This is a genomic window from Williamsia sp. SKLECPSW1 (assembly GCF_054332755.1).
In genome coordinates this window covers 3,331,822-3,356,604 of the sequence record NZ_JBTGLI010000001.1, presented here as the reverse complement: position 1 = coordinate 3,356,604, position 24,783 = coordinate 3,331,822, and the positions used below count along the sequence as shown (strand labels likewise).

General features: G+C 70.9%; 16 protein-coding genes and 1 tRNA gene. 9 read left to right on the top strand and 8 right to left on the bottom strand.

Features of this window, described 5'->3' with window-relative positions; translation table 11 throughout:
- Window positions 1-92: 92 nt before the first annotated feature.
- From ACXVUM_RS15755 to ACXVUM_RS15740, 4 genes are all read left to right on the top strand, one after another.
- Entirely contained in the window at window positions 93-995 is a 903-nt protein-coding gene (locus tag ACXVUM_RS15755; protein WP_458522708.1) for a DUF3105 domain-containing protein, read from the top strand.
- A gap of 4 nt (window positions 996-999) precedes the next feature.
- Complete coding sequence (locus tag ACXVUM_RS15750; protein WP_458522707.1) at window positions 1,000-1,731, top strand: DUF305 domain-containing protein; 732 nt, start codon at window positions 1,000-1,002, stop codon at window positions 1,729-1,731.
- 56 nt (window positions 1,732-1,787) lie between these two features.
- Window positions 1,788-2,816 (top strand): fused (3R)-hydroxyacyl-ACP dehydratase subunits HadA/HadB, encoded by a 1,029-nt coding sequence (locus ACXVUM_RS15745; protein WP_458522706.1) that lies wholly within the window; start codon window positions 1,788-1,790, stop codon window positions 2,814-2,816.
- Between the two features lie 139 nt (window positions 2,817-2,955).
- On the top strand, window positions 2,956-3,825 hold the full coding sequence (locus ACXVUM_RS15740; protein WP_458522705.1) for a cyclopropane mycolic acid synthase family methyltransferase: 870 nt from the start codon (window positions 2,956-2,958) through the stop codon (window positions 3,823-3,825).
- Window positions 3,826-3,853: 28 nt separating this feature from the next.
- Here the strand turns inward: ACXVUM_RS15740 and ACXVUM_RS15735 are convergent, their stop codons facing one another.
- From ACXVUM_RS15735 to ACXVUM_RS15720, 4 genes are all read right to left on the bottom strand, one after another.
- On the bottom strand, window positions 3,854-5,143 hold the full coding sequence (locus tag ACXVUM_RS15735; protein ID WP_458522704.1) for a glycosyltransferase: 1,290 nt from the start codon (window positions 5,141-5,143) through the stop codon (window positions 3,854-3,856).
- Window positions 5,144-5,163: 20 nt separating this feature from the next.
- Window positions 5,164-5,239: transfer RNA gene (locus ACXVUM_RS15730), tRNA-Arg, on the bottom strand.
- A gap of 71 nt (window positions 5,240-5,310) precedes the next feature.
- Complete coding sequence (locus ACXVUM_RS15725; RefSeq protein ID WP_458522703.1) at window positions 5,311-8,295, bottom strand: AAA family ATPase; 2,985 nt, start codon at window positions 8,293-8,295, stop codon at window positions 5,311-5,313.
- On the bottom strand, window positions 8,292-9,557 hold the full coding sequence (locus ACXVUM_RS15720) for an exonuclease SbcCD subunit D (RefSeq protein WP_458522702.1): 1,266 nt from the start codon (window positions 9,555-9,557) through the stop codon (window positions 8,292-8,294). The genes ACXVUM_RS15725 and ACXVUM_RS15720 overlap by 4 nt, the downstream gene beginning before the upstream one ends.
- 68 nt (window positions 9,558-9,625) lie before the next feature.
- Here ACXVUM_RS15720 and ACXVUM_RS15715 point away from each other — a divergent pair, with 68 nt between their 5' ends.
- On the top strand, window positions 9,626-11,149 hold the full coding sequence (locus ACXVUM_RS15715) for a molybdopterin-dependent oxidoreductase (RefSeq protein WP_458522701.1): 1,524 nt from the start codon (window positions 9,626-9,628) through the stop codon (window positions 11,147-11,149).
- On the opposite strand, the gene ACXVUM_RS15710 is transcribed toward ACXVUM_RS15715, so the two are convergent.
- The 3 genes from ACXVUM_RS15710 to ACXVUM_RS15700 are packed head-to-tail and all read right to left on the bottom strand — an operon-like array spanning window position 11,142 to window position 14,120.
- Window positions 11,142-11,846, bottom strand: coding sequence for a TetR/AcrR family transcriptional regulator (locus ACXVUM_RS15710; protein ID WP_458522700.1), 705 nt, complete (start codon window positions 11,844-11,846; stop codon window positions 11,142-11,144). The two genes, ACXVUM_RS15715 and ACXVUM_RS15710, sit on opposite strands and share 8 nt — an antisense overlap.
- A 34-nt stretch (window positions 11,847-11,880) precedes the next feature.
- On the bottom strand, window positions 11,881-13,428 hold the full coding sequence (locus ACXVUM_RS15705; protein WP_458522699.1) for an MFS transporter: 1,548 nt from the start codon (window positions 13,426-13,428) through the stop codon (window positions 11,881-11,883).
- Window positions 13,425-14,120, bottom strand: a complete 696-nt coding sequence (locus ACXVUM_RS15700; protein WP_458522698.1) for a PadR family transcriptional regulator — start codon at window positions 14,118-14,120, stop codon at window positions 13,425-13,427. The genes ACXVUM_RS15705 and ACXVUM_RS15700 overlap by 4 nt, the downstream gene beginning before the upstream one ends.
- A gap of 107 nt (window positions 14,121-14,227) precedes the next feature.
- Here ACXVUM_RS15700 and ACXVUM_RS15695 point away from each other — a divergent pair, with 107 nt between their 5' ends.
- The 4 genes from ACXVUM_RS15695 (at window position 14,228) to ACXVUM_RS15680 (ending at window position 24,026) form a co-directional block, all read left to right on the top strand.
- Complete coding sequence (locus tag ACXVUM_RS15695) at window positions 14,228-15,331, top strand: glutathione S-transferase family protein (RefSeq protein ID WP_458522697.1); 1,104 nt, start codon at window positions 14,228-14,230, stop codon at window positions 15,329-15,331.
- The gene (locus ACXVUM_RS15690; RefSeq protein ID WP_458522696.1) at window positions 15,328-16,026 is read left to right on the top strand and encodes a hypothetical protein; all 699 of its coding nucleotides are present in this window, start codon (window positions 15,328-15,330) and stop codon (window positions 16,024-16,026) included. Before ACXVUM_RS15695 ends, ACXVUM_RS15690 begins: the two co-directional genes overlap by 4 nt.
- Window positions 16,023-19,847: an ABC transporter ATP-binding protein gene (locus ACXVUM_RS15685; RefSeq protein ID WP_458522695.1), complete on the top strand. Its 3,825-nt coding sequence runs from the start codon at window positions 16,023-16,025 to the stop codon at window positions 19,845-19,847. The genes ACXVUM_RS15690 and ACXVUM_RS15685 overlap by 4 nt, the downstream gene beginning before the upstream one ends.
- A gap of 303 nt (window positions 19,848-20,150) precedes the next feature.
- Window positions 20,151-24,026 (top strand): multifunctional oxoglutarate decarboxylase/oxoglutarate dehydrogenase thiamine pyrophosphate-binding subunit/dihydrolipoyllysine-residue succinyltransferase subunit, encoded by a 3,876-nt coding sequence (locus ACXVUM_RS15680; RefSeq protein WP_458522900.1) that lies wholly within the window; start codon window positions 20,151-20,153, stop codon window positions 24,024-24,026.
- An 88-nt stretch (window positions 24,027-24,114) separates the two neighbouring features.
- On the opposite strand, the gene ACXVUM_RS15675 is transcribed toward ACXVUM_RS15680, so the two are convergent.
- Window positions 24,115-24,756 (bottom strand): TetR/AcrR family transcriptional regulator, encoded by a 642-nt coding sequence (locus tag ACXVUM_RS15675; protein ID WP_458522694.1) that lies wholly within the window; start codon window positions 24,754-24,756, stop codon window positions 24,115-24,117.
- Window positions 24,757-24,783: the final 27 nt, after the last annotated feature.

Sequence of the window (24,783 nt, the reverse complement as noted above, 5' to 3'; positions counted from 1 at the left end):
CCGACTGCTCAGGGTCACCTCAGAACGCGTCCGTACGATGGGCTGCTCCCCGAGCAACACACCGATGGAGGACGAATCCACCGATGGCCAGCATGAGCAGCCCGCACGACGCCGCGAAGCCGGACGAGACGGCCTCGACGACGGGTGCGGGTACGCCACCCGGGGCTCCGAAGGGCTCGACGAAGCCGCCGAAGAAGAAGAGCCGACCGGGCACCATCCCGGCGACGGCCGCCGGTCGCCGTCGCTCGATCCCGTGGGCGACTCTCGCCGCGGTCGTCGTGGTGATCGCCGTCGCCGGCGGGATCGCCGCCTACCTCGTCCCCAAGTACACGGTCCGGGAGGAGGCACAGAAGTTCGTCCCGTCGGCGTCGAACCCCGACCCGTCGGACGCCATCCCGGGCGTGGTCAAGCAGTTCTACCCCGCCGGTCAGCACGTCTCCCCCGCCCAGCGCGTCGCATACGACCGGTCGCCACCGTTCGGCGGTCCCCACGACGCCGTCTGGGCGACCTGCACGGGGGTGGTCTACCCGAACCCCCTGCGCACCGAGAACGCCGTGCACTCGCTCGAACACGGTGCGGTGTGGATCGCCTACAACCCGCAGACCGTCTCGGCCGCCGACACGGCGACGCTGGAACGCAAGGTCTCCGGCAGGCAGTTCATGCTCATGTCCCCGTATCCGGGCCTCGACGAGCCGATCTCGCTGCAGTCCTGGGGCCACCAGCTCAAGGTGTCCTCGGCGAGCGACCCCCGGATCGACCAGTTCATCACCGCGCTGCGGCTGAACGCGCAGACGAACGTCTATCCCGGGCAGCCTCGGCAGACCTCGTTCCCCGAGGTGGGCGCGTCGTGCGCGGCGATCCCCGGGTCGTTCGACCCGAACAACCCGCCCGCCGCCGACGTGGGTCCGGTACCCGCGAACGCCGTCCCGATGAACGGGGCCGGGACGCAGCAGGCGACGGACGAGCCGGGCGTCGCGCCCGCACCTGCGGGCTGATCCGGTGGACAGCACCGGGAACCCGCAGACCGAGCCGGCCCCCGCGTCCGACCCGCGCCCGGGATGGCGACGCCAGGTGCCCGCACTGATCGGGCTGGGTGTGGTCGCCCTGCTGCTCGTCGGGTTCGGCGTGGGCCTGCTGGTGGGCCGGACCGTCCCGTCCGACGACGCGGCCGCTCCCGCATCGGACTCCGCGGCGGTCGGCTTCGCCCAGGACATGTCCGAGCACCACGCGCAGGCGGTGTCGATGGCCGCGATCGAGATGGATCGCGGCACCGACGAGCAGGTCCGGTCGTTGGCGTTCGACATCCTGACGTCGCAGTCGAACCAGATCGGTCAGATGCAATCGTGGCTGCAGCGCTGGGGGCGTCCTCTGACGTCGATGCAACCGGCGATGTCGTGGATGACCGGTGACAACGCGATGGGCATGGGGGTGTCGATGACCGCGGGCGACGGCGTGACCACGCCGATCATGCCGGGCATGGCCACCGAGCCCGAGCTGCGCCGCCTCCGATCGTCGACGGGGTCTGCTCTGGACACCTACTTCCTGCAGCTGATGCTCCGCCACCACCAGGGCGGCCGGCACATGATGGAGTACGCGGTCGACCCAGAGCACGTGTCGCAGGACTACGTGCGCGACCTCGCGCAGCAGATGAACAACGTGCAGTCGACCGAGGCCGACACCATGACGCAGATGCTCGCCGAGCGTGGTCAGACGCCGCTGCCGATGAACTAGGAACCGTCACCGATCGTCGGCCCGGTGGTCACATCGGGTGCTGAGCGTGTGCAACCATGAGCGCCGTGAAGCCCGAGGACGTGAGTTCCGCCGAGCGGGACTGGACGCAGTACTACGCGCCGGACGACCCCTACGAGATCGGCCGCGAGGAGATCCGCGAGTTCGCCCGTTCCATGAAGGACGCCAACCCCGTCCACTGGGATGAGGCCGCCGCGGCGGACCTGGGGCATCCGGCGCTGATGGCGCCCGTGACGTTCACCGCCCGCCTCGCCGGCAGTGGGTTGAACTGGCTGCTCGACGAGGTGCTCCTCGAGTACGACACGAGCGCGTTCGTGCAGACCGACCAGGTCTTCACCCAGCACCGTCCGATGCACGCCGGTGACCGGCTGGGTCTGACGATGGGTCTGCGTCCGATCCGCCAGAAGGCCGGTGGCGACACGATCATCGTCGAGGGCCTCCTGATCAACGACGACGGCGAGGTCGTGCAGTCGCTGGTGACGACGGCCGCCGGCCGACGCGGTGCCCACGCCGAACCGGCCCTCGCCGCCGCACTGGCCGACGTGATGATGGGCGACTTCACCCCGCCCGCCACACGGACCTGGACAGAGGTCGACGGCGTGCCGACACCGCCGATCGCCCCGTGGGACGTCCCGGTCTCCCCGTCGGTCCCCTCGTTCGACGACGTGGCGGTCGGAGACGAACTGCCGAGCCGGACGGTGACGCTGCGACGCGGCGACCTCGTCAACTACGCCGGGATCTCCGCCGACTACAACCCGATCCACTGGAGCGAGCGGGTGGTGTCGGTCGTCGGCCTCGAGACGGTCGCCGCCCACGGCATGCTCACCATGGGCATCGGCGGTTCGTTCCTCTCCGGGTGGCTCGGTGATCCCGCCGCGATCCGCGACTACCGTGTCCGGTTCACCGGGATCGCCTACGTCGCCGACGACGAGCCCGCCCAGGTCGAATACACTGGTCGCGTCAAAGAGCTCGATGCGGCCTCACGAACGGCTACCATCGCGCTCGGTGCCAGTTTCCGCGGCAAGCGGATATTCGGCCGGGCGACAGCCACGGTGCAGCTGCGCTGATCGCAGCAGTCGGCGCCGCGTCCCGGCTCGGCACCCATCGGGGGGCGACTCGTCGGGGGACGGTCGCGGCCGAGGAGTCCACCACACGACCGTCATGCCGCCGGAGCGCCGGTGGGTGCACACACCAGAAAGGTTCATCTTGACCACCGAGACCCCGTTCTTCGAGGACGTCCAGGCGCACTACGACCTCAACGACGACTTCTTCGCCCTCTTCCTCGACGAGTCGCGCACCTACAGCTGCGCGTACTTCAAGGAGGAGGACTACAGCCTCAACCAGGCGCAGCTGGCCAAGATCGACCTGTCGCTGGGCAAGCTCAACCTCGAGCCCGGCATGACGCTGCTCGACATCGGCTGCGGCTGGGGCGCGACCGCCCTGCGCGCCATGGAGAACTACGGCGTCAACGTCATCGGCCTGACCCTCAGCGAGAACCAGCACGCCCACGTCAAGGGACTCGTCGAGAAGAAGGCGGCCGAGACCGGCCTGTCCGGTGAGGTCCGCCTGCAGGGCTGGGAGGAGTTCGAGGGCAAGGTCGACCGCATCGTGTCGATCGGCGCGTTCGAGCACTTCCGCTTCGAGCGCTACGACCAGTTCTTCGACTTCGCGTACAACACGCTCCCGGACGACGGCCGGATGCTGCTGCACACGATCGTCGCGTACGGCCTGTCGCACCACCACGAGACCGGCAACAAGATCGGCAAGGACGACTTCGCGTTCCTGCGGTTCATCGCGACCGAGATCTTCCCCGGCGGGCAGCTCCCGCTGCCCAAGCAGGTCACCGACGGCGCCACCAAGGTGGGCTTCGAGATCGAGCGCATCCAGCCGCTGCAGCTGCACTACGCCCGCACCCTGGACGCGTGGAGCAAGAACCTCGGCGAGCACCGCGACGAGGCCATCGCCCTGTGCGGCCGCGCGAACTACAACACCTACGTCAAGTACCTGAGCGGCTGCGCTGCGGCGTTCCGCAAGGACATGATCGACGTCATGCAGTTCACCTGCGTGAAGGGCTGATCAGCTCCACGCCCACCGGCGACGGCGCTCACCGCTTCACGGCGGTGGGCGCCGTTTCCGTTGCGTCGGCCGCCGACGTGACAGCGGCCGACGGTGTGACCAACCGATCCCGCAGCCTGCTCACCCGTGCTCGGACGGCCGGGTCGAGCACCACGGCGAGTCCGTCCTCCAGCCCCTCGGCGTCCAGTCGACCCAGGCGCGTCGACGTCCCGAGTCCCAGCGCGCGAATCCGCGCGCCCCAGTAGGCCTGGTCGGCTCCCGCGGCACACACCAGGATCGGCAGCCCGGCCCGCAGTGTCGCTGCGGTCGTCCCCGCCCCGCCGTGGTGCACGGCGGCGACGCATCGCGGCAGCACGGTCGCATGGTCGACGCGACGTGCGTGGAAGACGTGGCCGTCGTCGGGGTCCGGACCCTCGCCGTCGGCGAGTCCGACGACGAGTGCTCGCAGGCCACGCGCCTCGGTGGCCGCGACGACGGCGGCGCGTAGCCGAGCCGCATCGCGGATCGGGGCGTTGCCGAACGACACGAACACCGGCGCCGGACCGGCGGTGAGCCACCGGTCGAGCGCCGGGTCCACACGGTCGCCGACGCCCTCCCGGACGTCCTCGGGCAGGTCGAGGAAGCCGACGAGCGGTCGCGACGGACCCCACTCCTCGGCGAGGCCGGGGAACAACGCGGCGTCGTAGGCCTGCACCTGCACGACCCTGCGCTCGGCGAGGCGGACGGGCAGGGGGCTCGACACCGGCGGTAGCCCGAGTCTGGCGCGGAAGCGGTTCTCCGCCCCCCGGGTGGCCAGCCCGGTCATCCGGTCGACGAGGCGCCATCCGGCGCGGTTCATCACCGCCGGCAGCGGCCTCGCGGTGGGGACGACGCCCATGACGCCGTTCTCCGACATCGCGCAGAAACGCATCGTCGAGAGGGTGGCGTCGTGGTGCTCGGCGAGAGCGAGGCACCTGTCCTGGCCGAGCGGTCCGCTGACGATCAGGTCCAGCGCCGCCTCGTCGGCGAGCGTCGCCACCGCATCCGACAGTCCGGCGTCGAAGCGCGCGAACCCCTCCCGGACCTGCTCCCGCGCGAGGCGCAGCTTGGTGGCCGGGTTGCGGGTCGCCAGGGTCGCGCGACCACGTTCGGACTCCCAATAGGATTCGCTGTCCGCACCGACGCCGACGGCGCGCAGACCCATACCGGCGACGAAGTCGACGTAGTTCGGCGGGACGAGAAGCGTGACGTCGTGACCGCGCCGGGACAGTTCGTGACCGAGGCAGGCTCCGGGCTGGACATCCCCCCGGCTGCCGTAGAACGACAACGCGATCCGCATGGCGCCAGGCTAGTGCGGTGTGGTGCCCCCGGCAGGATTCGAACCTGCGGCCTTCTGCTCCGGAGGCAGACGCTCTATCCCCTGAGCTACGGGGGCTCATCGGGCGGTCAAAGACTAGCGCACCGCCGCGACGCCGCCCAAAGCCGGTGGTCGCCCGAGTGGCGGTGTCAGCCGGCGACGCCGAGCAGCTCGACGTGGGACCCCGATTCGGTGCGCACGACGTGCAACTGGACCGGGATCCGGCTCCGCATCTCGTCGACGTGGCTCACGAGACCGACCACCCGACCACCCGACCGCAGGTCGTCGAGCACACCCATCACCCGCTCCAGGGTCTCCGGGTCGAGGCTGCCGAACCCCTCGTCGATGAACATCGTGTCGAGCACGCGCCCACCCGCCTCGGCCGAGACCACGTCGGCGAGACCGAGGGCCAGCGCGAGGGACGCGAAGAACGTCTCGCCGCCGGACAGGGTCGCGGCGGGTCGGACCGCACCGGTGTACTCGTCCCGCACGGCGATGCCCAGCCCACCGCGGCGCCCGTGTGTTCCGGCGGCATCGGAGTGCTCGAACTCATATCTCCCGCAGGACATCTCGCGAAGCCGCGATGACGCTGCCACGACGACCTCCTCGAGTCGCGCCGCGAGCACATAGGACCGCAGCGACATCGCCCGGTTGTTGGATCCGCGGCCCGACACGACCTCCGCGAGTCCGGTCACCTCCGCGGCACGGGCACGGGCAGGGGCGATGTGGTCGGCCGCGGCCCAGAACTGCGTGCACAGCTCCTCCAACTGCGACGAGCGGTGTGCGGTCAGCGCCGCACGACCCCTTGCCTCGTCCCGGACGCCGCGGGCGGCGTCACGCTCGGCGACTGCGGCGCCGAGGTCGACCGGGCCGGCCGCACACGCGGCGATCACGTCGGGATCGTCCACCACCGACCGTGCGGCCGATCGTCGAGCAGCCAACCGCTCGAGCACCGATTCCCACTCGTCGATCTGCCCGGGGTCGGCGAGGGCGTCGCGCGCGGCTGCCGTGTCGCTGAATCCGGCTTCGACGGCCGATCGCTCGGCGCGCTCGGCGGCGGCGACGGCGCGCTCCTCGACGGCGCGGGATTCCGCCATCCGATCGCGAAGGTCGATCGCGGCGCGACAGAGGCGGGCGAGGTGCGCACGACGGTCATCGATGCTCTCGGCACCGCCTCGGGCCGTGTCGATCTCGGCATCCAGCTCGGCGAGGCCGACGCGGAGGGCATCGGCACGCTCGGCCCGTCGCGACTGCTCCTCCCGGAGTGCGGCGTGCTCGGCAGTGAGCCGCTCGGCAGCGGTGTCCGCGGCGGCGACCGCCGCGGTGAGATCCGGGAGTTCCTCTGCGAGTCGCGCGGCCTCGCCGACGGCCGTCCGCGCCCCGGTCACCGCGGCGGCGAGGTCGGACGCGGTGCGGTCGCCGAGGCGAGCGGCAAGGGCGTCGTGGTCGGCGGTGATCTCGGAGAGCGCGACCTCGGCGCGGCGCGCCCTGTCCCCGGCTGCCTGCTCGGCAGCGGTCGCCCGACGCTCGTCGTCGTCACCGACGGGCGGCGCGTCGGTGTGGGCGGGGGTGGGATGCTCTGCCGATCCACATGCCGGACACGGTCGACCGGGCACGAGTGCGGCGGCCAGCTCGGCGGCCATGCCGGCGATGCGCCGCTCGCGGACCGTGACCAGGGCCTCGCGGGTCTCCAGATGGGCGACACGGGCCCTCTCGGCCTCGAGCCGCGCCTGCGCGAGCGGTTCCCGCAGGGCGTCACGTCGCGTGCAGTCGGCGACCAGTCCCGCCGCGACCGACTCCTCGGCCCGCAGACCGGGGAGGGCGGCCCGGGCCGCGGTCGCCGCCGACACACGCGCGGCCAGCTCGGCGCGACGAGACGGCGTCTCCTCGAGATCCGCCGCGATGGCGGCCATGTGGCGTGCGCAGTGCGCCGAGCGGGTGGCGAGGGTCGACAACTCGGACACCATGTCCGCCCGGCCCGCGGCGCGCCGTGCCAGGGGTTCGAGACGACCGGACTCGGCCGACCAGGCGTCGACGGCCGCGTCGATCGCGGCGGCGGCGTCGGCGCCGGGTGTGTCGGTGACCGCGGCGACCAAGACGGCGCCCTCGGGCGTCGTCGCGAGGGAATCGGCGGCTGCGCGAACGGCTCCCGACGACTCCCGACGACGTCGGCCGCTGTCGTCGGCATCGTCGAGAGCGGACCGCACACCGGCCGCACGCCTGGCGGCGTCGAGCGTCCCGCGTGTCCGGTCGACCAGATCGGCGTCGGCGTCGAGGCGGGCGATCTCGGCCCGCGCGCTCTCGGCGCGGCGGAGGAGTCCGTCGCGGCGGGTGCACTCGTCGAGATGGACCTGGGCACGATCGGCCGCTGCGGTCGCGGACGCCGTCTCGGCGCGCGCCCTCGCGGCGTCTGCGCGCGCCGCCTCCAGAACATCGGTGGCCCAGGCGATGTCGGGTTCGGCCGGCGCCTCGACCTCGGCGATCACGGCGATCTGACCGGCCAACCGGTCGAGCGTCTGCGCCATGGTGTCGACCTCCGCGCGGACGGTGCGGGCGCGCTCGCGCAGCCACTCCTCCACGCCCGCGAACCGCTCGGTGTCGAACAGTCGCTCCAGCAACGCCTCCCGTTGCTCGTTCTCCGCGCGGAGGAAACGGGCGAAGTCGCCCTGCGGCAACAACACCACCTGGAAGAACTGATCCGCGGACATGCCGAGCAGTCGGGTGACCACCTCGCCGATCTCGGGAAGGCGGGTCAGATCGGGTCCGGACCCGTCCACCCACACCAGGGTGCCGCGCGCCTGGATCCTGCGGACGCCGTCACCGCGGCGCTTCGGGCGCTGATGCTCCGGCGACCGGTCGATCCGGAGACGGCGGCCGGCGAGCGTCGCCTCGAGCACGACGCGCGGGACGGCCGCGGGGTCGGCATGATCGGAGTGCAGGCGACGACCCTCGTGCCGCACACCCGGGACACGTCCGAACAGCGCGAAGGCGACGGCGTCGAGGACTGTGGTCTTCCCGGCACCGGTCTGGCCGTGCAGGAGGAACAGCCCGTCACCGCCGAGTGCGTCGAAGTCGACGGTGACCTCGTCGGCGAACGGTCCGAACGCCTCCATGGTCACCGAGTGCAGTCTCACGCCGACACGTCCTCGTCGGCAGGCAGGGCGAACAGCGCGAACGCACCGTCCTCCTCGACCACGGCCGCATCCGCGACGGGCCCTGCGGGGTCCTCGACGACCGGTGCCCGGCGCACCTCCGACACCTCCGCCGCGGGTTCGCCGACCACCGCGCGCAACGCCTCGCCGACGAGGGTCATCTCCGCCGACGTCGGCACGGTGCGGACGTCGGCGAGGAACGAGCGCACGACGTCGGTGTCGGCGCGACCGTGCACACGGGAGCGGTAGTCCCCGGTGTCGACGGCGGCCGGGCGGAGCCATTCGACGTGGACGGTGTGCGGGAACCGAGCGCGCAGGCGCCGCATCGCGTCGACCGGGCGGACAGGGTCGGTCAGTTCCGCGCGCACGTAGGAGTCCTCGTGGACCGCATGCGTCCCGTCGGACAGCAGGTCGTCGAGATCGCCTCGCAGAGAGACCAACTCGCGCACGACGTCCAGATCGTGACGGCGAACTCCGACGAGTCCGTCGGATCCGACGTCCACGATCCACACGGCCTTGCGATGGGACCGCTCGCCGAACGAGTACGGCAGCACCGAACCGCTGTACCGCACCGCGTCCGAGACCACCTGTGGGGCATGCAGATGCCCCAGGGCCACGTAGTCGACACCGGAGAACGTCTGCGCCGCGACGGTCTCCACGCCACCGACGCTGATCGACCGCTCCGACCCGGTCGCCTCTCCCCCGACGACGAAGGCGTGGGCGACGACGACGGAGCGCCGAGGATGAGCGACGAGGTGCGCACGGACACGGTCCATCGCCGCCGTGAGGACGTCCTGGTGACACGTGGCGTCGGGGACGTCGAGATGCGCACGGGCGGCGTCGGGTTCGAGATACGGGATGCCGTAGACGGCGATCTCGCCCACGTCGTCGGCGAGGACGACGGGGCGGTCGATGTCGGCGCAGGTGGTGCGCAGGTGCAGGCCGCCCGCCTCGGAGAACCCGGCGCCGACCCCGAGACGCGTCGGCGAGTCGTGGTTGCCGGAGGTGACGACGATCTGTGCGCCCGCGGCGCGGATGGCCACCAGCGCCTCGTCGTAAACCGCGACCGCGTCGGCCGAGGGGACCGAACGGTCGTACACGTCCCCGGCCACGATGACCACGTCCACCGATTCCGCCTCCACGACGTCGGCGAGATCGGCCAGCGCACGGCGTTGATCGTCGAGGAGATCGACGCCGTGGAAGGTCCGGCCGAGATGCCAGTCGGAGGTGTGCAGGAACCGCATGGGCTCACCGTAGGGCCCGGCCCCGACAGGACAGGGGAAGCGGCACGGGTGTGTGGATACTGGACCGGGTGAGATCCCCCGCACCGGAGCGAGCCCTCGCCGCGACGACCGGTGTCGTCGCCGCGGCGGTGGTGCTCGGCGTCGGCCAGTTCGTCGCCGCGTTCCTCGACCGTTCCGCGGGTCCGCTGCTCGCGGTGGGCTCCGCCGTCGTCGACAACACACCGGCACCGGTGCGGGAGTTCGCCATCGACACGTTCGGCACCGGCGACAAGACCGCGCTCATCGTCGGGATGTGCATCGTGATCGCGCTGCTCGCCGCCGTCGCCGGCCTCGTCGAACGCCCCCGGCGCCCCTGGGGCAGCATCGCTTTCGTCGTCTTCGGGATCCTCGGGGTCGTCGCGGCGACGACCCGTGCGGATTCCGGGATCGCGTGGTTCCTGCCCACGGTGGTCGGCGTCGCTGCCGGGATCGCCGTGCTCCGCGCCGGGACCGGCCGCCTCACCTCGCCCCGCACCCCCACGGCAGCCGGGACGCGGACCGACCGACGGACGGTGCTCGTGGGACTCACGGGGGCCGGGGCGGGGGCGGTGCTCGCCGGGGTCGTCGGCACCGTCCTGGACCATCTGCTCAACGACGTGGGCCGCGACCGGTCCGGGTTCCAGGTCCCCCGCGCGACCGCATCCCTCGACCCGCCCTCGGCCTCGGGGGACGCACCCGCGGGCTTCATCACGCCGCCGGCGGACTTCTACCGGATCGACACCGCTCTGCGTCCGCCGCAGGTGACCGCGGAGTCGTGGTCGCTGCGCATCCACGGCATGGTGGCGCGCGAGGTCGTCGTCGACATGGCGGCGCTGCGGGAGATGCCCGCGGTGGAGAAGACGGTGACCCTGACGTGTGTGTCCAACGAGGTCGGCGGGGATCTCATCGGGAACGCCCGCTGGACCGGGTACCGCCTGCGGGACCTGCTCGCCATGGCCGGGCCGTCGTCGGACGCGGACATGGTGTTGTCCACCAGCACCGACGGTTTCACCGCCGGTACACCCCTGCAGGCCTTGACCGACGATCGTGGGGCGCTGCTCGCCGTCGGGATGGACGGGCAGCCGCTGCCCATCGAACACGGCTATCCCGCCCGGATGGTCGTGCCGGGGCTCTACGGCTACGTCTCGGCGACCAAGTGGGTGGTGTCGTTGGAGGTCACCCGCTTCGACCGGGCGACCGCGTACTGGACCGAGCGCGGCTGGGCGGAGAAGGGGCCGATCAAGATCGGTTCGCGGATAGACGTACCGAGCTCGGGCGACCGGGTGGGGCGGGGCCGCGTGCAGGTGGCCGGCGTCGCGTGGGCCCAGGGACGCGGGATCAACGCCGTGCAGGTCCGCGTCGACGACGGCGCGTGGCAGGCGGCGACGGTGCTCGCGCCCGACATGCTCGACGCGTGGCGTCTGTGGCGCTGGACGTGGGATGCCACCCCGGGTGACCACACGCTGACCGTGCGGGCATTCGACGGGGACGGGCGTCAGCAGTCCGCGATCGTCGCGCCGCCCATCCCGGACGGGGCCTCCGGCCTGCACTCCGTCAGCGTCACCGTCACCTGACGGCACTCAGCGGCGACATCGGGGTCTCCGCCGCGTCGAGTTCGACGGCCTGGTCCACCGCCCAGTCCACGAGCAGTGCGGCCGAGCGTGCCGCCGCCTCGTCGTCCCGGTCGACGAGCCACCACTGGAACACCCCGTGGATGGTCTGCACCGCGAACCGCACGATCTCGGCCTCGCGGCCCCGCCAGTGCATGCCGGTCCGGGCGCCGACCGTCTCCAGGAACCGCAGGCCGTACTGCTCGGCGAGGGCGTGGTGATGTCGGGTGTTGGCCCACGCCGGGGAGTCGGCGGGGGTGCGCAGCGAGACGACGATCGACTCGACGAGGACCATCCACCGCCCCGGGGACTCCCGGGTGAGCGCCAGCACCGAGGAGACGGTCGACGAGACCGTGGCGTGCAACGCCTCCCGACCGGTCGCGACCGTCGCGCCGTCGTCGTGGCCCGCCATCGCCGGGATGTCGTCGATGAAGGCGTCCAGGTGACGCGCCATCGCGGTACCCACGACGGCGCCCATCAACTCGTCCTTGTCGGCGAAGCAGTAGTGGACGATCCCGAGGGACACCCCGGCGGCGTCGGCGACACCGCGGACGGTCACCGCACCGACGCCGGCACGTTCGGCGATGCCCAGCGCGCAGTCGATCAACTGCTCTCGCCGCTGGTCGATGGTGAGCCGGGACAGCATGAGAGCAGTCCACACCGCCCGGTCCACCTGGTCAATCCGGCAGATGGCCTCAGACCCGGGTGGTGACACCCCCGGCGGGGTCCGGCGCCGACACCGCGCCCGGCGGCGCGGGCACCGCATCGGGTGCGGGGGCGAGCGGAGTCGACGGTGCGGCCTTCATGTGGTGCGGCCGGGCGAAGCACGCCGCGGCGATCACACCGAGCAGCAGCACCGCCGCCGGCAGGTAGATCGACTGTCCCATCGCGTCGGCGAAGCCGGGCTTGGCTCCCGCCGGGAGCGTGCCCGTGGACCCCGCCGCGACGTCGACGCCGGGGAACTCCGCGGCCAGTCGGGTCTGCAGGAGAGCGCCGACGGCGGCGCTGCCGAGGACCGACCCCACCACACGCAACGTGTTGTAGACACCGGCCCCGGCGCCCGCCTGGGTCATCGGCAGGTTGCGGTTGGCGGTGGCGGCCAGCGGCGCCCAGATGCCGGCGCTCGCGATACCCGTCAGACACACCGGGATGATCAGCTGCCACACCGGCGTCTCCGGCGTGGAGAGGTACCCGAGCAGTGCGATGGCGAACGCGTTGAGGAGCAGCGACCCGCCGATGATCCACCGCGGATGCATGGTGTCGACGAGGCGCCCGACGATCGGCGCGAGCACGCCGGTGAAGACGGCCATCGGGACCAGCACCAGGGCCGACCGCGTCGGGGACATACCGCCGACGAGCTGCAGGAAGAACATCATCGGGACCATGAGGCCCGCCGTCGCGAAGCCCATCGTCGCGATCCCGATGTTGGCCAGCGAGAAGTTGCGGTCGCGGAAGAGGGACAGCGGTACCAGCGGCTGCCCCCGGACCTTGGACTGCCACCATACGAAGACGCCCAACACGGCGACACCGGCGACGGCGAGGATCCAGATCCAGGCGGCCCAGTCGTACTTCTCCCCGTCCTGTATGGCGAACACCAGTGCACCGAGACCGACCGCACTGAGGACGACGCCCACGATGTCGAAGTCGCGTCCGACCGTGTCGACCGTGGGGACCAGCCACCACGCGAGGATCAGCCCGACGACGCCGACGGGCACGTTGACGAAGAAGATCCACTGCCAGCCGAGACTGTCGACGAGAACGCCACCCGCGAGCGGTCCGACCAGGGTCGCCACACCCGCGACGGTGCCCCACACACCCATCGCGGTACCGCGACGTTCGGCCGGGAACATCCGGGTGATCAGGGACATGGTCTGTGGGGTGATCAACGCGGCACCGAGACCCTGCAGTGCGCGGGCCGCGATCAGCTCCCCGATCGAGCCCGACAGGCCGCACCAGACACTCGCGCCGGTGAACACGACCAGTCCGGCCTGGTACATGAGCTTGGGACCGAACCGGTCACCGAGACGCCCGGTGATGAGCAGTGGGACGGCATAGGTGAGCAGGTAGGCACTGGTCACCCAGATGACCCCGTTGAAGTCGGTGCGCAGCTTCTCCTGGATGTCGGGCTGCGCGACGGCGACGATGGTCATGTCGACGAGGATCATGAAGAACCCCACGCACAGCGCCATGAGCGCCGCCCACGGTCGGTTCGTGACGGGGGTGAACGGTCTCGGTGCGGTCATCGCGCGAACTCCTGTACGGGATGGGCGGGCGGGCTGTCGGGGGGTGGGACGAAGTCCTCGTCGGTGAGGGGGCAGTCGGCGTGCGTGGTGTCGGACTTCCACGCCAGCGACCCGTCGGCGACACGGCCGCGCAGGGTCACGAGGTGATCGATCTGGGCGCGCAGGGTCGCGCTCCGCGAGCCCAGGTCGAGCAGGTACATCTCGGGGACACCGCGGGTGAGCGCCTGGTCGAGCGCGGCGTCCCACCGGGCCAGGTCGGCGTGCATGTGCGTGAGCCGGGTGTCGAGGAGCTCGACGACCTGCTCCCGCGGTAGCTCGTGTGCCTCCGCCAGTGCCAGATGCAGGTCGCTGAACTCGACCGCGGGTGTCGCGAGCATCGACGCGATGTGCTCCCGGACGACGCGGGCGCCGTCGTCGGTGACGGCGTAGGTGGTGCGTTCGGGGCGGTTGCCCGCCCGCCCGACGTCGTCCACGCGGACGAGTCCGCGCTCCTGGAGGCGGGACACCGTGTGGTACAGCGTGCCCGGCCGGATGTTGGCGAAGCGGTCCTCCTTGCGACCGATCAGCAACTGCAGCATCTCGTACGGATGCATCGACCGCTCGCCCAACGCGCAGAGGACCAACACCGCCAGCGGCGTCAGACCCTGCCGATCGCAGGGCGACGGTTCGTCCTGACCGCGTCGCGCCGCCATGGAGACCTCCTCGCCTCGGCACAGATGTTCCACGCGGAATATTCGCACGCAGAACAGCACGCCGCAACGCGGGCTCCGTGTCCGGCCCGCGGGCTAACCTGGACGGGATGAGCGAACACGGATCAGCGACCGGATCACCGGCGGACAGCACATCCCCCGAGGCACACGACGGCGGCGGCGAGGACGAGACCTGGTCGACGCCGGGTACATACGTCAACCCCGGCTCGGACTTCGTCCGCGACACCAACTACATCGAGACCCGGATCACCCGCGACGGCGCCGACGGGTACCCCGTCGAACCCGACCGCTACCGGCTCGTGGTGGCACGGGCCTGCCCCTGGGCGAACCGGGCGATCATCGTGCGGCGACTGCTCGGTCTCGAGGACGCGATCTCGATGGGGATGTGCGGTCCGACGCACGATCCCGACTCGTGGACCTTCGACCTCGACCCCGGCGGCGTCGACCCGGTGCTGAAGATCCCCCGCATCAAGGACGCCTACCTCGCCCGATTCCCCGACTACAGCAAGGGCATCACCGTCCCGGCAATGGTCGACGTGCCGACCGGGCAGGTGGTGACCAACAACTTCCCGCAGATCACGATCGACTTCTCGCTGGAGTGGACCGAGTACCACCGCGACGGCGCGCCGCAGCTCTACCCCGAGCACCTCCGGGCGGAGATCGACGAGGTGAACGCCGGGGTGTTCACCGAGATCAACAACGGCGTCTACCGCTGTGGCTTCGCCGGAAGCCAGCAGTCCTACGAACGGGCGTACGCGCGGCTGTTCGACCACCTCGACGTGATCGCCGACCGCCTTCGCGACCAGCGATACCTCGTCGGCGACACCATCACCGAGGCCGACGTCCGCCTGTTCACCACCCTGGTCCGGTTCGACCCCGTGTACCACGGCCACTTCAAGTGCAACCGGATGAAGCTCAGCGAGATGCCGGTGCTGTGGGCCTACGCCCGGGACCTGTTCCAGACCCCCGGCTTCGGCGACACCGTCGACTTCACGCAGATCAAGCGCCACTACTACGTCGTCCACTCCGACATCAACCCGACGGGGATCGTCCCGCTGGGCCCGGACCTGCGCAGCTGGCACACCCCGCACCACCGCGAACAACTCGGTGGACGCCCGTTCGGCGACGGCACGCCCCCGCCGCCGCCGCGCCCGTCGGAGACCGTCGCCCTGCAGGACTGGGCACCCCGGTGAGTCAGGACTCCGGCGGCGCCATCGTCGGTGTCATCGACCGGGCACAGCGGCTGCAGGCGCCGGCTGTCGCCGCCTACGTGCGACGCCTGCGAACCGCGCACCCCGACGAGTCGCCCGCGCAGATCATCGACCGCCTCGAACGCCGCTACCTGGTGACGGTGACCTCGTCCGGTGGGGCGGCAGGTGCCACCGCCGCCGTCCCCGGGGTCGGCACCATCGCCTCCATCGCCGCGATCGGTGGCGAGTCGGCGTTCTTCGTGGAGGCGTCGGCGCTGCTGGCACTGGCAGTCGCCGAGGTGCACGGCATCCCCGTCGAGGAGGCGGAGCGGCGGCGGACGCTGGTTCTCGCCGTGGTGCTCGGCGAAGAGGGGCTGGCCGCGCTCGCGAAAGCGCTCGGCTCGCGGCACAACCCACTCGGTCGGGTGGCCGGCGGCGCCCTGAACGGTCCCGCGTTGCGCAGCCTGAACAAGACGTTGCTCAAGCGCGTGGTCAAGAAGTACGCGGCCCGCCGTGCGCCGCTCATGGTGGGCAAGATGCTCCCCGCGGGCATCGGCGCCGCGGTCGGCGGTGTCGGCAACCGCGCACTCGGTCGACGGATCGTCGCCAACGCCCGGTCGTCGTTCGGTGCGCCGCCGGCCGTCTGGCCGGACACGACGCCGGTGATCGCGCGCGACGCGCACACCCACGATCGGTGACGCGGGGCTGGATCGCGCGTCTCGCGGCGGAGTGCGCGCGGCATCGGGCATTGCTCTCGATCACACTGGGCGTCACCGCGGTCGGTGTCGCCATCGATCTCTCCGTGCCGCTCGTCACCCGGGCCGCGATCGACACCGCGACCGGCACTGCGTCGCACGGGTTCTCCATCGCCGCACTCGGCGGTGCACTCGTCGTCCTCGGCGTCGTCCGCTTCGTCGCCCAGTTCTTCCGACGGCTGACCGCCGGCCGCCTGTCGCTGACCGTGCAGAACGACCTGCGCACGTCGATCCTGTCCACCCTGTTGCGCCTCGACGGGCCGTCGGTCGACCGCATCGTGACCGGTCAGGTCGTGTCGAGATCGATCTCCGACCTGCAACTGGTGCAGGGCCTGCTGTCGATGGTGCCGCTGTCGCTCGGCGCGGTCGTGCAGGTGGTCCTCGCGTTCGTCGTGATGGCATACCTGTCCCCACTGCTGACGCTGGTCGCACTGCTGGTGGTCCCGGCCGTGGCCGTCGTCGCGTTCCGGACACGTCGATCACTGTTCGCCGCGACGTGGTCGGCACAACAGACGGCCGCCGACGTCGCCCAGCACGTCGAGGAGACGGTGACCGGGGTGCGGGTGGTGAAGGGCTTCGGACAGGAGGAGCGGTCGGTCGACGAGCTCGCCGACCACGGACGTCGCCTGTTCTCGCAACGGATGCGATCGGCGCGCATCAACGCGCGCTTCTCGCCGACGATGAACGCCATCCCGCAGCTCGCCCTCGTCGCGATCGTGGCGCTCGGCGGGATCCTCACCGCGCGGGGTGACATCACCGTCGGCACCTTCCTCGCGTTCGCCACCTACGTCACCACCATGACCGGGCTGGCGCGGCTGCTGACGAACCTCGTGGTGTCGGCACAACTCGCGCGGGCCGCGGTCGAGCGCGTCTACGACGTCATCGACCACCCCACCGATCCGCGCCACCTCGACGAGCACGCCGCGACCACGGCGGGCACCGCCCTGCCGGGCGGACCGCCGCCGGCACCCGTGGGGATCCGTGTCACCGACGTCGAGGTCGATCTCCCCGACGGGACGGCGCTGTTCCGCGGTCTCGACCTGTCGGTGGCGCCGGGCGAGGCGGTCGCCGTCGTCGGGCCACCGGGTTCCGGGAAGTCCACCCTCGCGGCGGTCCTCGCCGGACTCGCCCCCGCCGCGACGGGGTCGGTCGAACTCGTCGACGGGGCGACCGGTGACGGGATGGACGTCGCCACCGCCGATCTCGACGCCATCCGATCCCGGATCGGGATCGTCTTCGACGACCCGTTCCTCTACTCCGACACCATCGCCGCGAACATCGCACTGGGGCCCACCGCATCCGACGACGACCCGCGGGCGGTCCGCGACCGGGTCGAACGGGCCGCACGCCGTGCCGCCGCGCACGACTTCATCACCGCACTACCCGACGGCTACGACACCGTGGTCGGGGAACGCGGACTGACACTCTCCGGCGGCCAGCGTCAACGCATCGCCCTGGCCCGGGCGTTCTTCGTCGACCCCCCGGTGCTCGTCCTCGACGACGCGACCTCGGCGGTCGACGCCACCACCGAGGCCGCGATCCTCGCCGAGCTGCGACACACCCCCGGTCGGACCCTCGTCCTCATCGCCCACCGTCGCTCGACGCTCGCCCCCGCCGATCGGGTGGTGGTGCTCGACGAAGGCCGCGTCGTCGAGTCCGGTCCGCCGGCCGACGTCGCCGCCCGATCGGCGCTGTTCCGATCCCTCATGTCCGACCCCACGGCCGTCGCGGGACCGACACCGGACGACACGACCGTCGCCGCGGTTCCCGCCCGAGACACGTTGTGGCCCGACGACACCGAGGTACCCGACCCGGCGACCGGGGACCGTGTGCGCCCGGCCGCCCCGCCCCGGGCCGGCCGCCGTGGTGGCGGCGGGGTGTCGAGCGCGCTCGGGTCCATGCCCGCGACACCCGCGCTCCTCGAGGCGGTCGCCCAACTGCCACCCGCGATGGAGGACCCCCGGGTCGACGAGGACGAGGCCCGCGCCCCCGACCCGGGCTTCTCGCTCCGCGGACTGCTGCGTCCGGTGCGGTTGTTGTTGCTGCTCGCGATCGTCGCGGTCGCCGTCGACACCGCCGTCGGTCTCGCGTTCCCCACCCTCGCCCGGCTCGGCGTCAACGCCGCCACCGACGACCGACTGTCGACGTTGTGGCTCACCAGCGCCGTCGGCCTCGTCGCCGTGGCCATCGGGTGGGTCGCGTTGTCCGTCACCACCATCACCAGCACCCGCGCGGGTGAACGCGTCCTGTTCCGGCTCCGCGTGCGGAGCTACGCGCACCTGCAGCGGCTGGGCCTGGACTACTACGAGCGGGAACTGTCCGGCCGCATCATGACGCGGATGACGACCGACATCGACGCGTTGTCGTCGTTCCTGCAGACCGGCCTGTCCACCACGGTGATCGCACTGCTCACCATCGTGGGCGTCGCCGCGGCTCTCATCGTCACCGACCCGACGCTGGGATCGGTCGTCCTCGTCGCGCTGGTCCCGCTGGCCGTCGCCACGGTGGTGTTCCAACGCGTCGCCTCCCGCGCCTACAGCAGGTCCCGGGAACTGGTCAGCGCGGTCAACGCCGACTTCCAGGAGAACGTCGCGGGTCTGCGCACCACCACCAGCTACCGCAACGCCGATCGCGCCCGTGCACGGTTCGGCGATCTCGCCGGGCAGTACGTCGCCGCTCGGATGGTGTCGCAGAAGGCGATCTCGCTGTACTTCCCCTTCATCACCTTCGTGTCCGACATGGCGACGGCCGCGGCGGTCGGCCTCGGTGCCTCGCAGGTGGCGTCGGGGCAGACGCAACCGGGGACCATCGTCGCCTTCGTGCTGTACCTCGGGATGCTGTTCAGCCCGGTGCAGCAGCTCAGCCAGGTGTTCGACGGCTACCAGCAGGCGGTCGTCGGGCTGCGCCGCATCGGCGACCTGCTGCGGACGCCCAGCAGCCTCGAGTCCGACCCCGCCACGGCCGTCGGCGAGGTGGGTGCCCCTGCCGCCGCCGGCCGATCGGGACACGCGGCGCTCGACGCCGTGCGGTTCCGTTACAGCGGCGCCGCCGACGACGCCCTGCGCGGCGTCGACCTCGACATCCCGGCGGGGTCGTCGCTGGCACTCGTCGGGCAGACCGGCGCGGGGAAGTCGACGATCGTCAAACTCCTGGCCCGCTTCTACGACCCGACCGACGGTGTGGTGCGGGTCGACGGTCGCGACATCCGTGACATCCCGCTGCGCGCCCATCGCAGGCGACTCGGTGTGGTCCCGCAGGAACCGCACCTGTTCACCGGGACCATCGCGTCGAACATCGCCTACGGCGACCCGACCGCATCGCGGGAGCGCATCGAGGCGGCCGCGGCGGCGGTCGGCGCCCTGGACACCATCGCCGGGTTGCGCGGCGGGATGACCCACCGCGTCGGCGAACGTGGTCAGGGGCTGTCGGCCGGAGAGCGGCAGCTGATCGCGCTGGCCCGCGCCGAGTTGGTCGACCCCGATCTCCTGCTTCTCGACGAGGCGACCGCGACCCTCGACCAGGCGACCGAACGCCGCGTCCTGGACGCCGGACGTCGCCTCGCCCGCTCTCGGACAGCCGTGATCGTCGCCCACCGGCTGGCCACCGCGGCACGCGCCGACCGGATCGCCGTCGTCGCCGACGGACGCATCGTGGAACTGGGAAGTCACGAGGACCTGTTGGCGTTGAACGGCAGGTACCGGATCCTCTGGGACACCGGGTCGGCGACGGGACCGACAACCGCGCAAACCGCCGACGCAGGCTGATCCGCGGCGAGCATGTCGCGGCCGTGGGCGAAGACACCGAGCCCGTATGCGTCGCAGGTGGGCGGGGACTAACCTTGCCGTGGTACCTCGAACGACGAGCAGCCGGACCAACGCCGGCGCGGCCCGCTTCGCGCGTGGTGCCCGACAGGACGACGCCGGTGTCCCGGGCAACCCCCGGACCACCGACAGGTTCGGACACGACAACACATCCGACACGACGCGACGATCAGGGAATAGAGGCGAGAATCTGCCGTGAGCAGTTCGGTTTCAGACTTCGGACAGAACGAGTGGCTGGTGGAGGAGATGTACCAGCGATTCCGTGAGGATCCCGATTCGGTCGACCGGAGCTGGCACGACTTCCTCGAGTCCTACACGCCCCCCACCGACTCCCCCGCCCCGTCGGCGAACGGCAACGGCGCGCGGGCCGGATCGTCGAACGGGTCACGGAACGGCTCCGGCTCGCCGGCGAGCGTGACCGAGGCGCCTGCGACGAAGGCCGCGTCCGGTCATGCCGTCCAGAGCCGCGACGGGTCGGCCGCCTCGGCCGCCGACACGCCGTCGACGGGAACCGCCCCGCACAGCACGACCCCGGTGCGCACGAAGTCCTCCGACACGAAGGACAGCACGGCCGAGAACGCCGCGCCGGCGAAGGACGCACCCGCCAAGTCGGACGAGAAGGCCCCGACGCCGAAGGCGACCGGCTCCGGTGACGGCTCGACGAAGTCCACCGGGTCCAAGAGTTCCGCGAAGCCCACCGGGGGGTCGAGCTCCGACAAGCCCGCGCCGCCGACGCCCGCCCCCTCCGAGGACTCCGCGAAGGTCCTGCGTGGCGCCGCGGCCGCAGTCGCGAAGAACATGGCGGCGTCGCTGCAGATCCCGACCGCCACCAGCGTGCGGGCGGTCCCCGCCAAGCTGATGATCGACAACCGCGTCGTCATCAACAACCATCTCGCCCGCACCCGGGGCGGCAAGATCTCGTTCACCCACATCCTCGGGTATGCGATCGTGCAGGCGGTCAAGTCGTTCCCGAACATGAACCGTCACTTCGAGGAGGTCGACGGCAAGCCGAATGCGATCACCCCGGCGCACACCAACCTCGGCCTCGCCATCGACCTGCAGGGCAAGGACGGCAACCGCTCGCTCGTGGTCGCGGCGATCAAGAACACCGAGACGATGGACTTCGGCGAGTTCCACGCCGCCTACGAGGACATCGTCCGTCGCGCCCGGGACGGCAAGCTCACCGCCGACGACTTCGCGGGCGTGACCATCTCGCTCACCAACCCGGGCACCATCGGCACCGTCCACTCGGTGCCGCGCCTGATGAAGGGCCAGGGCGCGATCATCGGCGCCGGCGCGATGGAGTATCCGGCCGAGTTCCAGGGTGCGAGCGACGAGCGCATCGCCGAGATGGGTGTCGGCAAGTTGATGACGCTGACCTCCACCTACGACCACCGCATCATCCAGGGCGCGGAGTCCGGCGACTTCCTGCGGACCATCCACCAGCTCCTGCTCGACGACGCGTTCTACGACGAGATCTTCACCGCGTTCCACATCCCCTACGAGCCGATCCGCTGGCGCAAGGACATCGCGTCGCCGTCGGTGGACAAGAACGCGCGGGTGCTCGAGCTGATCGCGGCGTACCGCAGCCGCGGGCACCTCATGGCCGACATCGACCCGCTGATGATCGACTCCGATGCGCGGGCGGCCCACCCCGATCTGAACGTCCTCACCTACGACCTGACGCTCTGGGACCTCGACCGCGAGTTCACGGTCGGCGGGTTCCACGGTCAGGACCGCATGAAGCTGCGCGACGTCCTGTCCGTGCTGCGCGACGCCTACTGCCGTCACGTGGGTGTCGAGTACACCCACATCCTCGAGCCCGAGCAGCAGGAGTGGCTGCAGGAGCGGGTCGAGATCAAGCACGCCAAGCCGCCGGTGGGCGAGCAGAAGTACATCCTGAGCAAGCTGAACGCCGCCGAGGCGTTCGAGACGTTCCTGCAGACGAAGTACGTCGGGCAGAAGCGCTTCTCGCTCGAGGGCGCCGAGACCGTCATCCCGATGATGGACGGTGTCATCGACCAGAGCGCGGAGCACGGTCTCGACGAGGTCGTCGTCGGCATGCCGCACCGCGGGCGTCTCAACGTGCTCGCCAACATCGTCGGCAAGCCGTACTCGAAGATCTTCACCGAGTTCGAGGGCAACCTGAACCCGTCGCAGGCGCACGGCTCGGGTGACGTCAAGTACCACCTCGGCGCCGAGGGCAAGTACTACCAGATGTTCGGCGACAACGAGATCAACGTCTCTCTGACGGCGAACCCCTCCCACCTCGAGGCGGTCAACCCCGTCCTCGAGGGGCTGGTCCGGGCGAAGCAGGACATGCTCGAGCGGCCCGACGAGGCGTTCACGGTCCTGCCGCTGATGCTCCACGGCGACGCCGCGTTCGCCGGCCAGGGTGTGGTCGCCGAGACGTTGAACATGGCGATGCTCCCCGGCTACCGCACCGGCGGCACCGTGCACATCGTCGTGAACAACCAGGTCGGGTTCACCACCGCACCGGAGCACTCCCGCTCGACGGAGTACTGCACCGACGTCGCGAAGATGATCGGCGCGCCGATCTTCCACGTCAACGGCGACGACCCCGAGGCGTGCGTGTGGGCCGCGAAGCTCGCCGTCGACTACCGGCAGGCGTTCCACTCCGACGTCGTCATCGACCTCGTCTGCTACCGCCGCCGGGGACACAACGAGGGTGACGACCCCTCGATGACCCAGCCGGCCATGTACGACGTCATCGACACCAAGCGCGGAGTCCGCAAGAGCTACACCGAGGCGCTCATCGGTCGTGGCGACATCTCCACCAAGGAGGCCGAGGACGCGCTCCGCGACTACCAGGGCCAGCTCGAGCGGGTCTTCAACGAGGTCAAGGAACTCGAGAAGTTCTCCGCCGCGCCGAGCCCGTCCGTCGAGTCCGATCAGCAGCTCCCCGCGAAGCTGATGACGGGCATCGACCGCTCCGTGGTCGAGGCGATCGGCGACGCCTTCGCCTCCGTACCCGAGGGGTTCTCGCCGCATCAGCGCGTCAAGCCCGTGCTGACCCGCCGCCAGCAGATGTCCCGTGAGGGCGGCATCGACTGGGCGTTCGGCGAGTTGCTGGCGTTCGGGTCCCTCGTCCACGAGGGACGCACCGTGCGACTGTCCGGTCAGGACTCGCGTCGCGGCACCTTCAGCCAGCGGCACTCGGTGGTCATCGACCGCAAGACCGGCCAGGAGTACACACCGCTCAACCAGCTCGTGCAGACCGAGGGCGACGACGCCGGCGGCCGGTTCCTCGCCTACGACTCGCCGCTGAGCGAGTTCGCGGTCGTCGGTTTCGAGTACGGCTACTCGGTCGGCAACCCCGACGCCCTCGTGCTGTGGGAGGCGCAGTTCGGCGATTTCGTCAACGGCGCGCAGTCGATCATCGACGAGTTCATCTCCTCCGGCGAGGCCAAGTGGGGTCAGCTGTCGGACGTCGTGCTGCTCCTGCCGCACGGCCACGAGGGCCAGGGACCCGACCACACGTCGGGCCGGATCGAGCGGTTCCTGCAGCTGTGCGCCGAGGGATCGATGACCGTCGCGCAGCCGTCGACGCCGGCGAGCTACTTCCACCTGCTGCGTCGCCACGTGCTCGACGGCATCAGCCGACCGCTGGTGGTGTTCACGCCGAAGTCGATGCTGCGCAACAAGGCGGCGACGAGTCCGGTGGAGGAGTTCACCGGCGGCAAGTTCCTCTCGATCATCGACGACCCGTCGGTCACCGACGACGCCGCGGCCGAGAAGGTCACCCGCGTCCTGCTGGTGAGCGGCAAGCTGTACTGGGAGTTGGCTGCCCGCAAGCAGAAGGAGGAGCGCGAGGACATCGCGATCGTCCGGGTCGAGCAGCTGTACCCGATCCCGCACCGTCGCCTGGCGCAGACGCTCGACCGATACCCGAACGCCACGGACAAGCGGTGGGTGCAGGACGAGCCGGCGAACCAGGGCCCGTGGCCCTTCCTCGGTCTGAACCTGCCCGAGGTGCTCCCCGAGCACTTCGGCACCGGCTTCACCCGGGTGTCGCGGCGTGCCATGTCGGCGCCGTCGTCCGGCTCGAGCAAGGTCCACGCCGTGGAGCAGCAGGAGATCCTCGACAAGGCATTCGACTGACCCTGTCGGATCGGGTCGCTCGACCGACCTGATCTGCTCGGCATCCGGCCGCTCGCCCGAGATCGTCTCGGGTGGGCGGCCGGACCGGTCAGGAGGGGGCGTTCGCCAAGGTCATGGACGACGTGTCGTCGCCGGACATCTCACCGGCGACCGCACCGAGGCTGGGCAGCGCGACGGTGATCAGCTCGAGGAGTTCGTCGCGGGAGACCGTGGCGTCGGTGAGCCAGCGGATGGTGACGTCCTCGGAGAAAGCGATCCACCCGTTGATCGCGAGCTCGACGAGCGGCGTCGGTGCCAGTCCGACGAGCTGTACGTTGTCGAACGTGCGACGCACCATCACCGACCGCGTCTCGTCGAACACAGCCTGCATGGCGGGATCCGACGACGCCGACCCGCGCATCAACGCCAGGTACAGACTCCGGTTCTCGGTGACGAAGTCGACGAACCCGCGGATGGTGCCACGCAGCACCTCGATCGGGTCCCCCAGCTCGAAGTCCGGCTCGGTCGCCACCAGCATCCGGTGCGACTGCTCGCGAGCCATGGCGACGTGGAAGTCCTGCTTGGTGTCGAAGTAGTGGAAGATGAGCGCCCGCGACACCCCGACCGCCTCGGCGACGGCCTCGACCGACACCTGGTCCAGCGGGCGGTCGGCGGCCATCGCCAGACCCTCTTCGATCAGCTGTAGTCGCCGCGCCTCGGGGGTCATGCGGGTGCGCTTCGGGCCGGCCATGCCCACATAGTACTGACTGATGGTCAA

Bases quoted from the DNA above. Each gene is read 5' to 3' on its own strand.
- ACXVUM_RS15720 (WP_458522702.1), bottom strand. From the start codon at position 9,557: ATGCGGTTCCTGCACACCTCCGACTGGCATCTCGGCCGGACCTTCCAC.
- ACXVUM_RS15745 (WP_458522706.1), top strand. From the start codon at position 1,788: ATGAGCGCCGTGAAGCCCGAGGACGTGAGTTCCGCCGAGCGGGACTGG.
- ACXVUM_RS15675 (WP_458522694.1), bottom strand. From the start codon at position 24,756: ATGGCCGGCCCGAAGCGCACCCGCATGACCCCCGAGGCGCGGCGACTA.
- ACXVUM_RS15705 (WP_458522699.1), bottom strand. From the start codon at position 13,428: ATGACCGCACCGAGACCGTTCACCCCCGTCACGAACCGACCGTGGGCG.
- ACXVUM_RS15695 (WP_458522697.1), top strand. From the start codon at position 14,228: ATGAGCGAACACGGATCAGCGACCGGATCACCGGCGGACAGCACATCC.
- ACXVUM_RS15680 (WP_458522900.1), top strand. From the start codon at position 20,151: ATGTACCAGCGATTCCGTGAGGATCCCGATTCGGTCGACCGGAGCTGG.
- ACXVUM_RS15735 (WP_458522704.1), bottom strand. From the start codon at position 5,143: ATGCGGATCGCGTTGTCGTTCTACGGCAGCCGGGGGGATGTCCAGCCC.
- ACXVUM_RS15700 (WP_458522698.1), bottom strand. From the start codon at position 14,120: ATGGCGGCGCGACGCGGTCAGGACGAACCGTCGCCCTGCGATCGGCAG.
- ACXVUM_RS15755 (WP_458522708.1), top strand. From the start codon at position 93: ATGAGCAGCCCGCACGACGCCGCGAAGCCGGACGAGACGGCCTCGACG.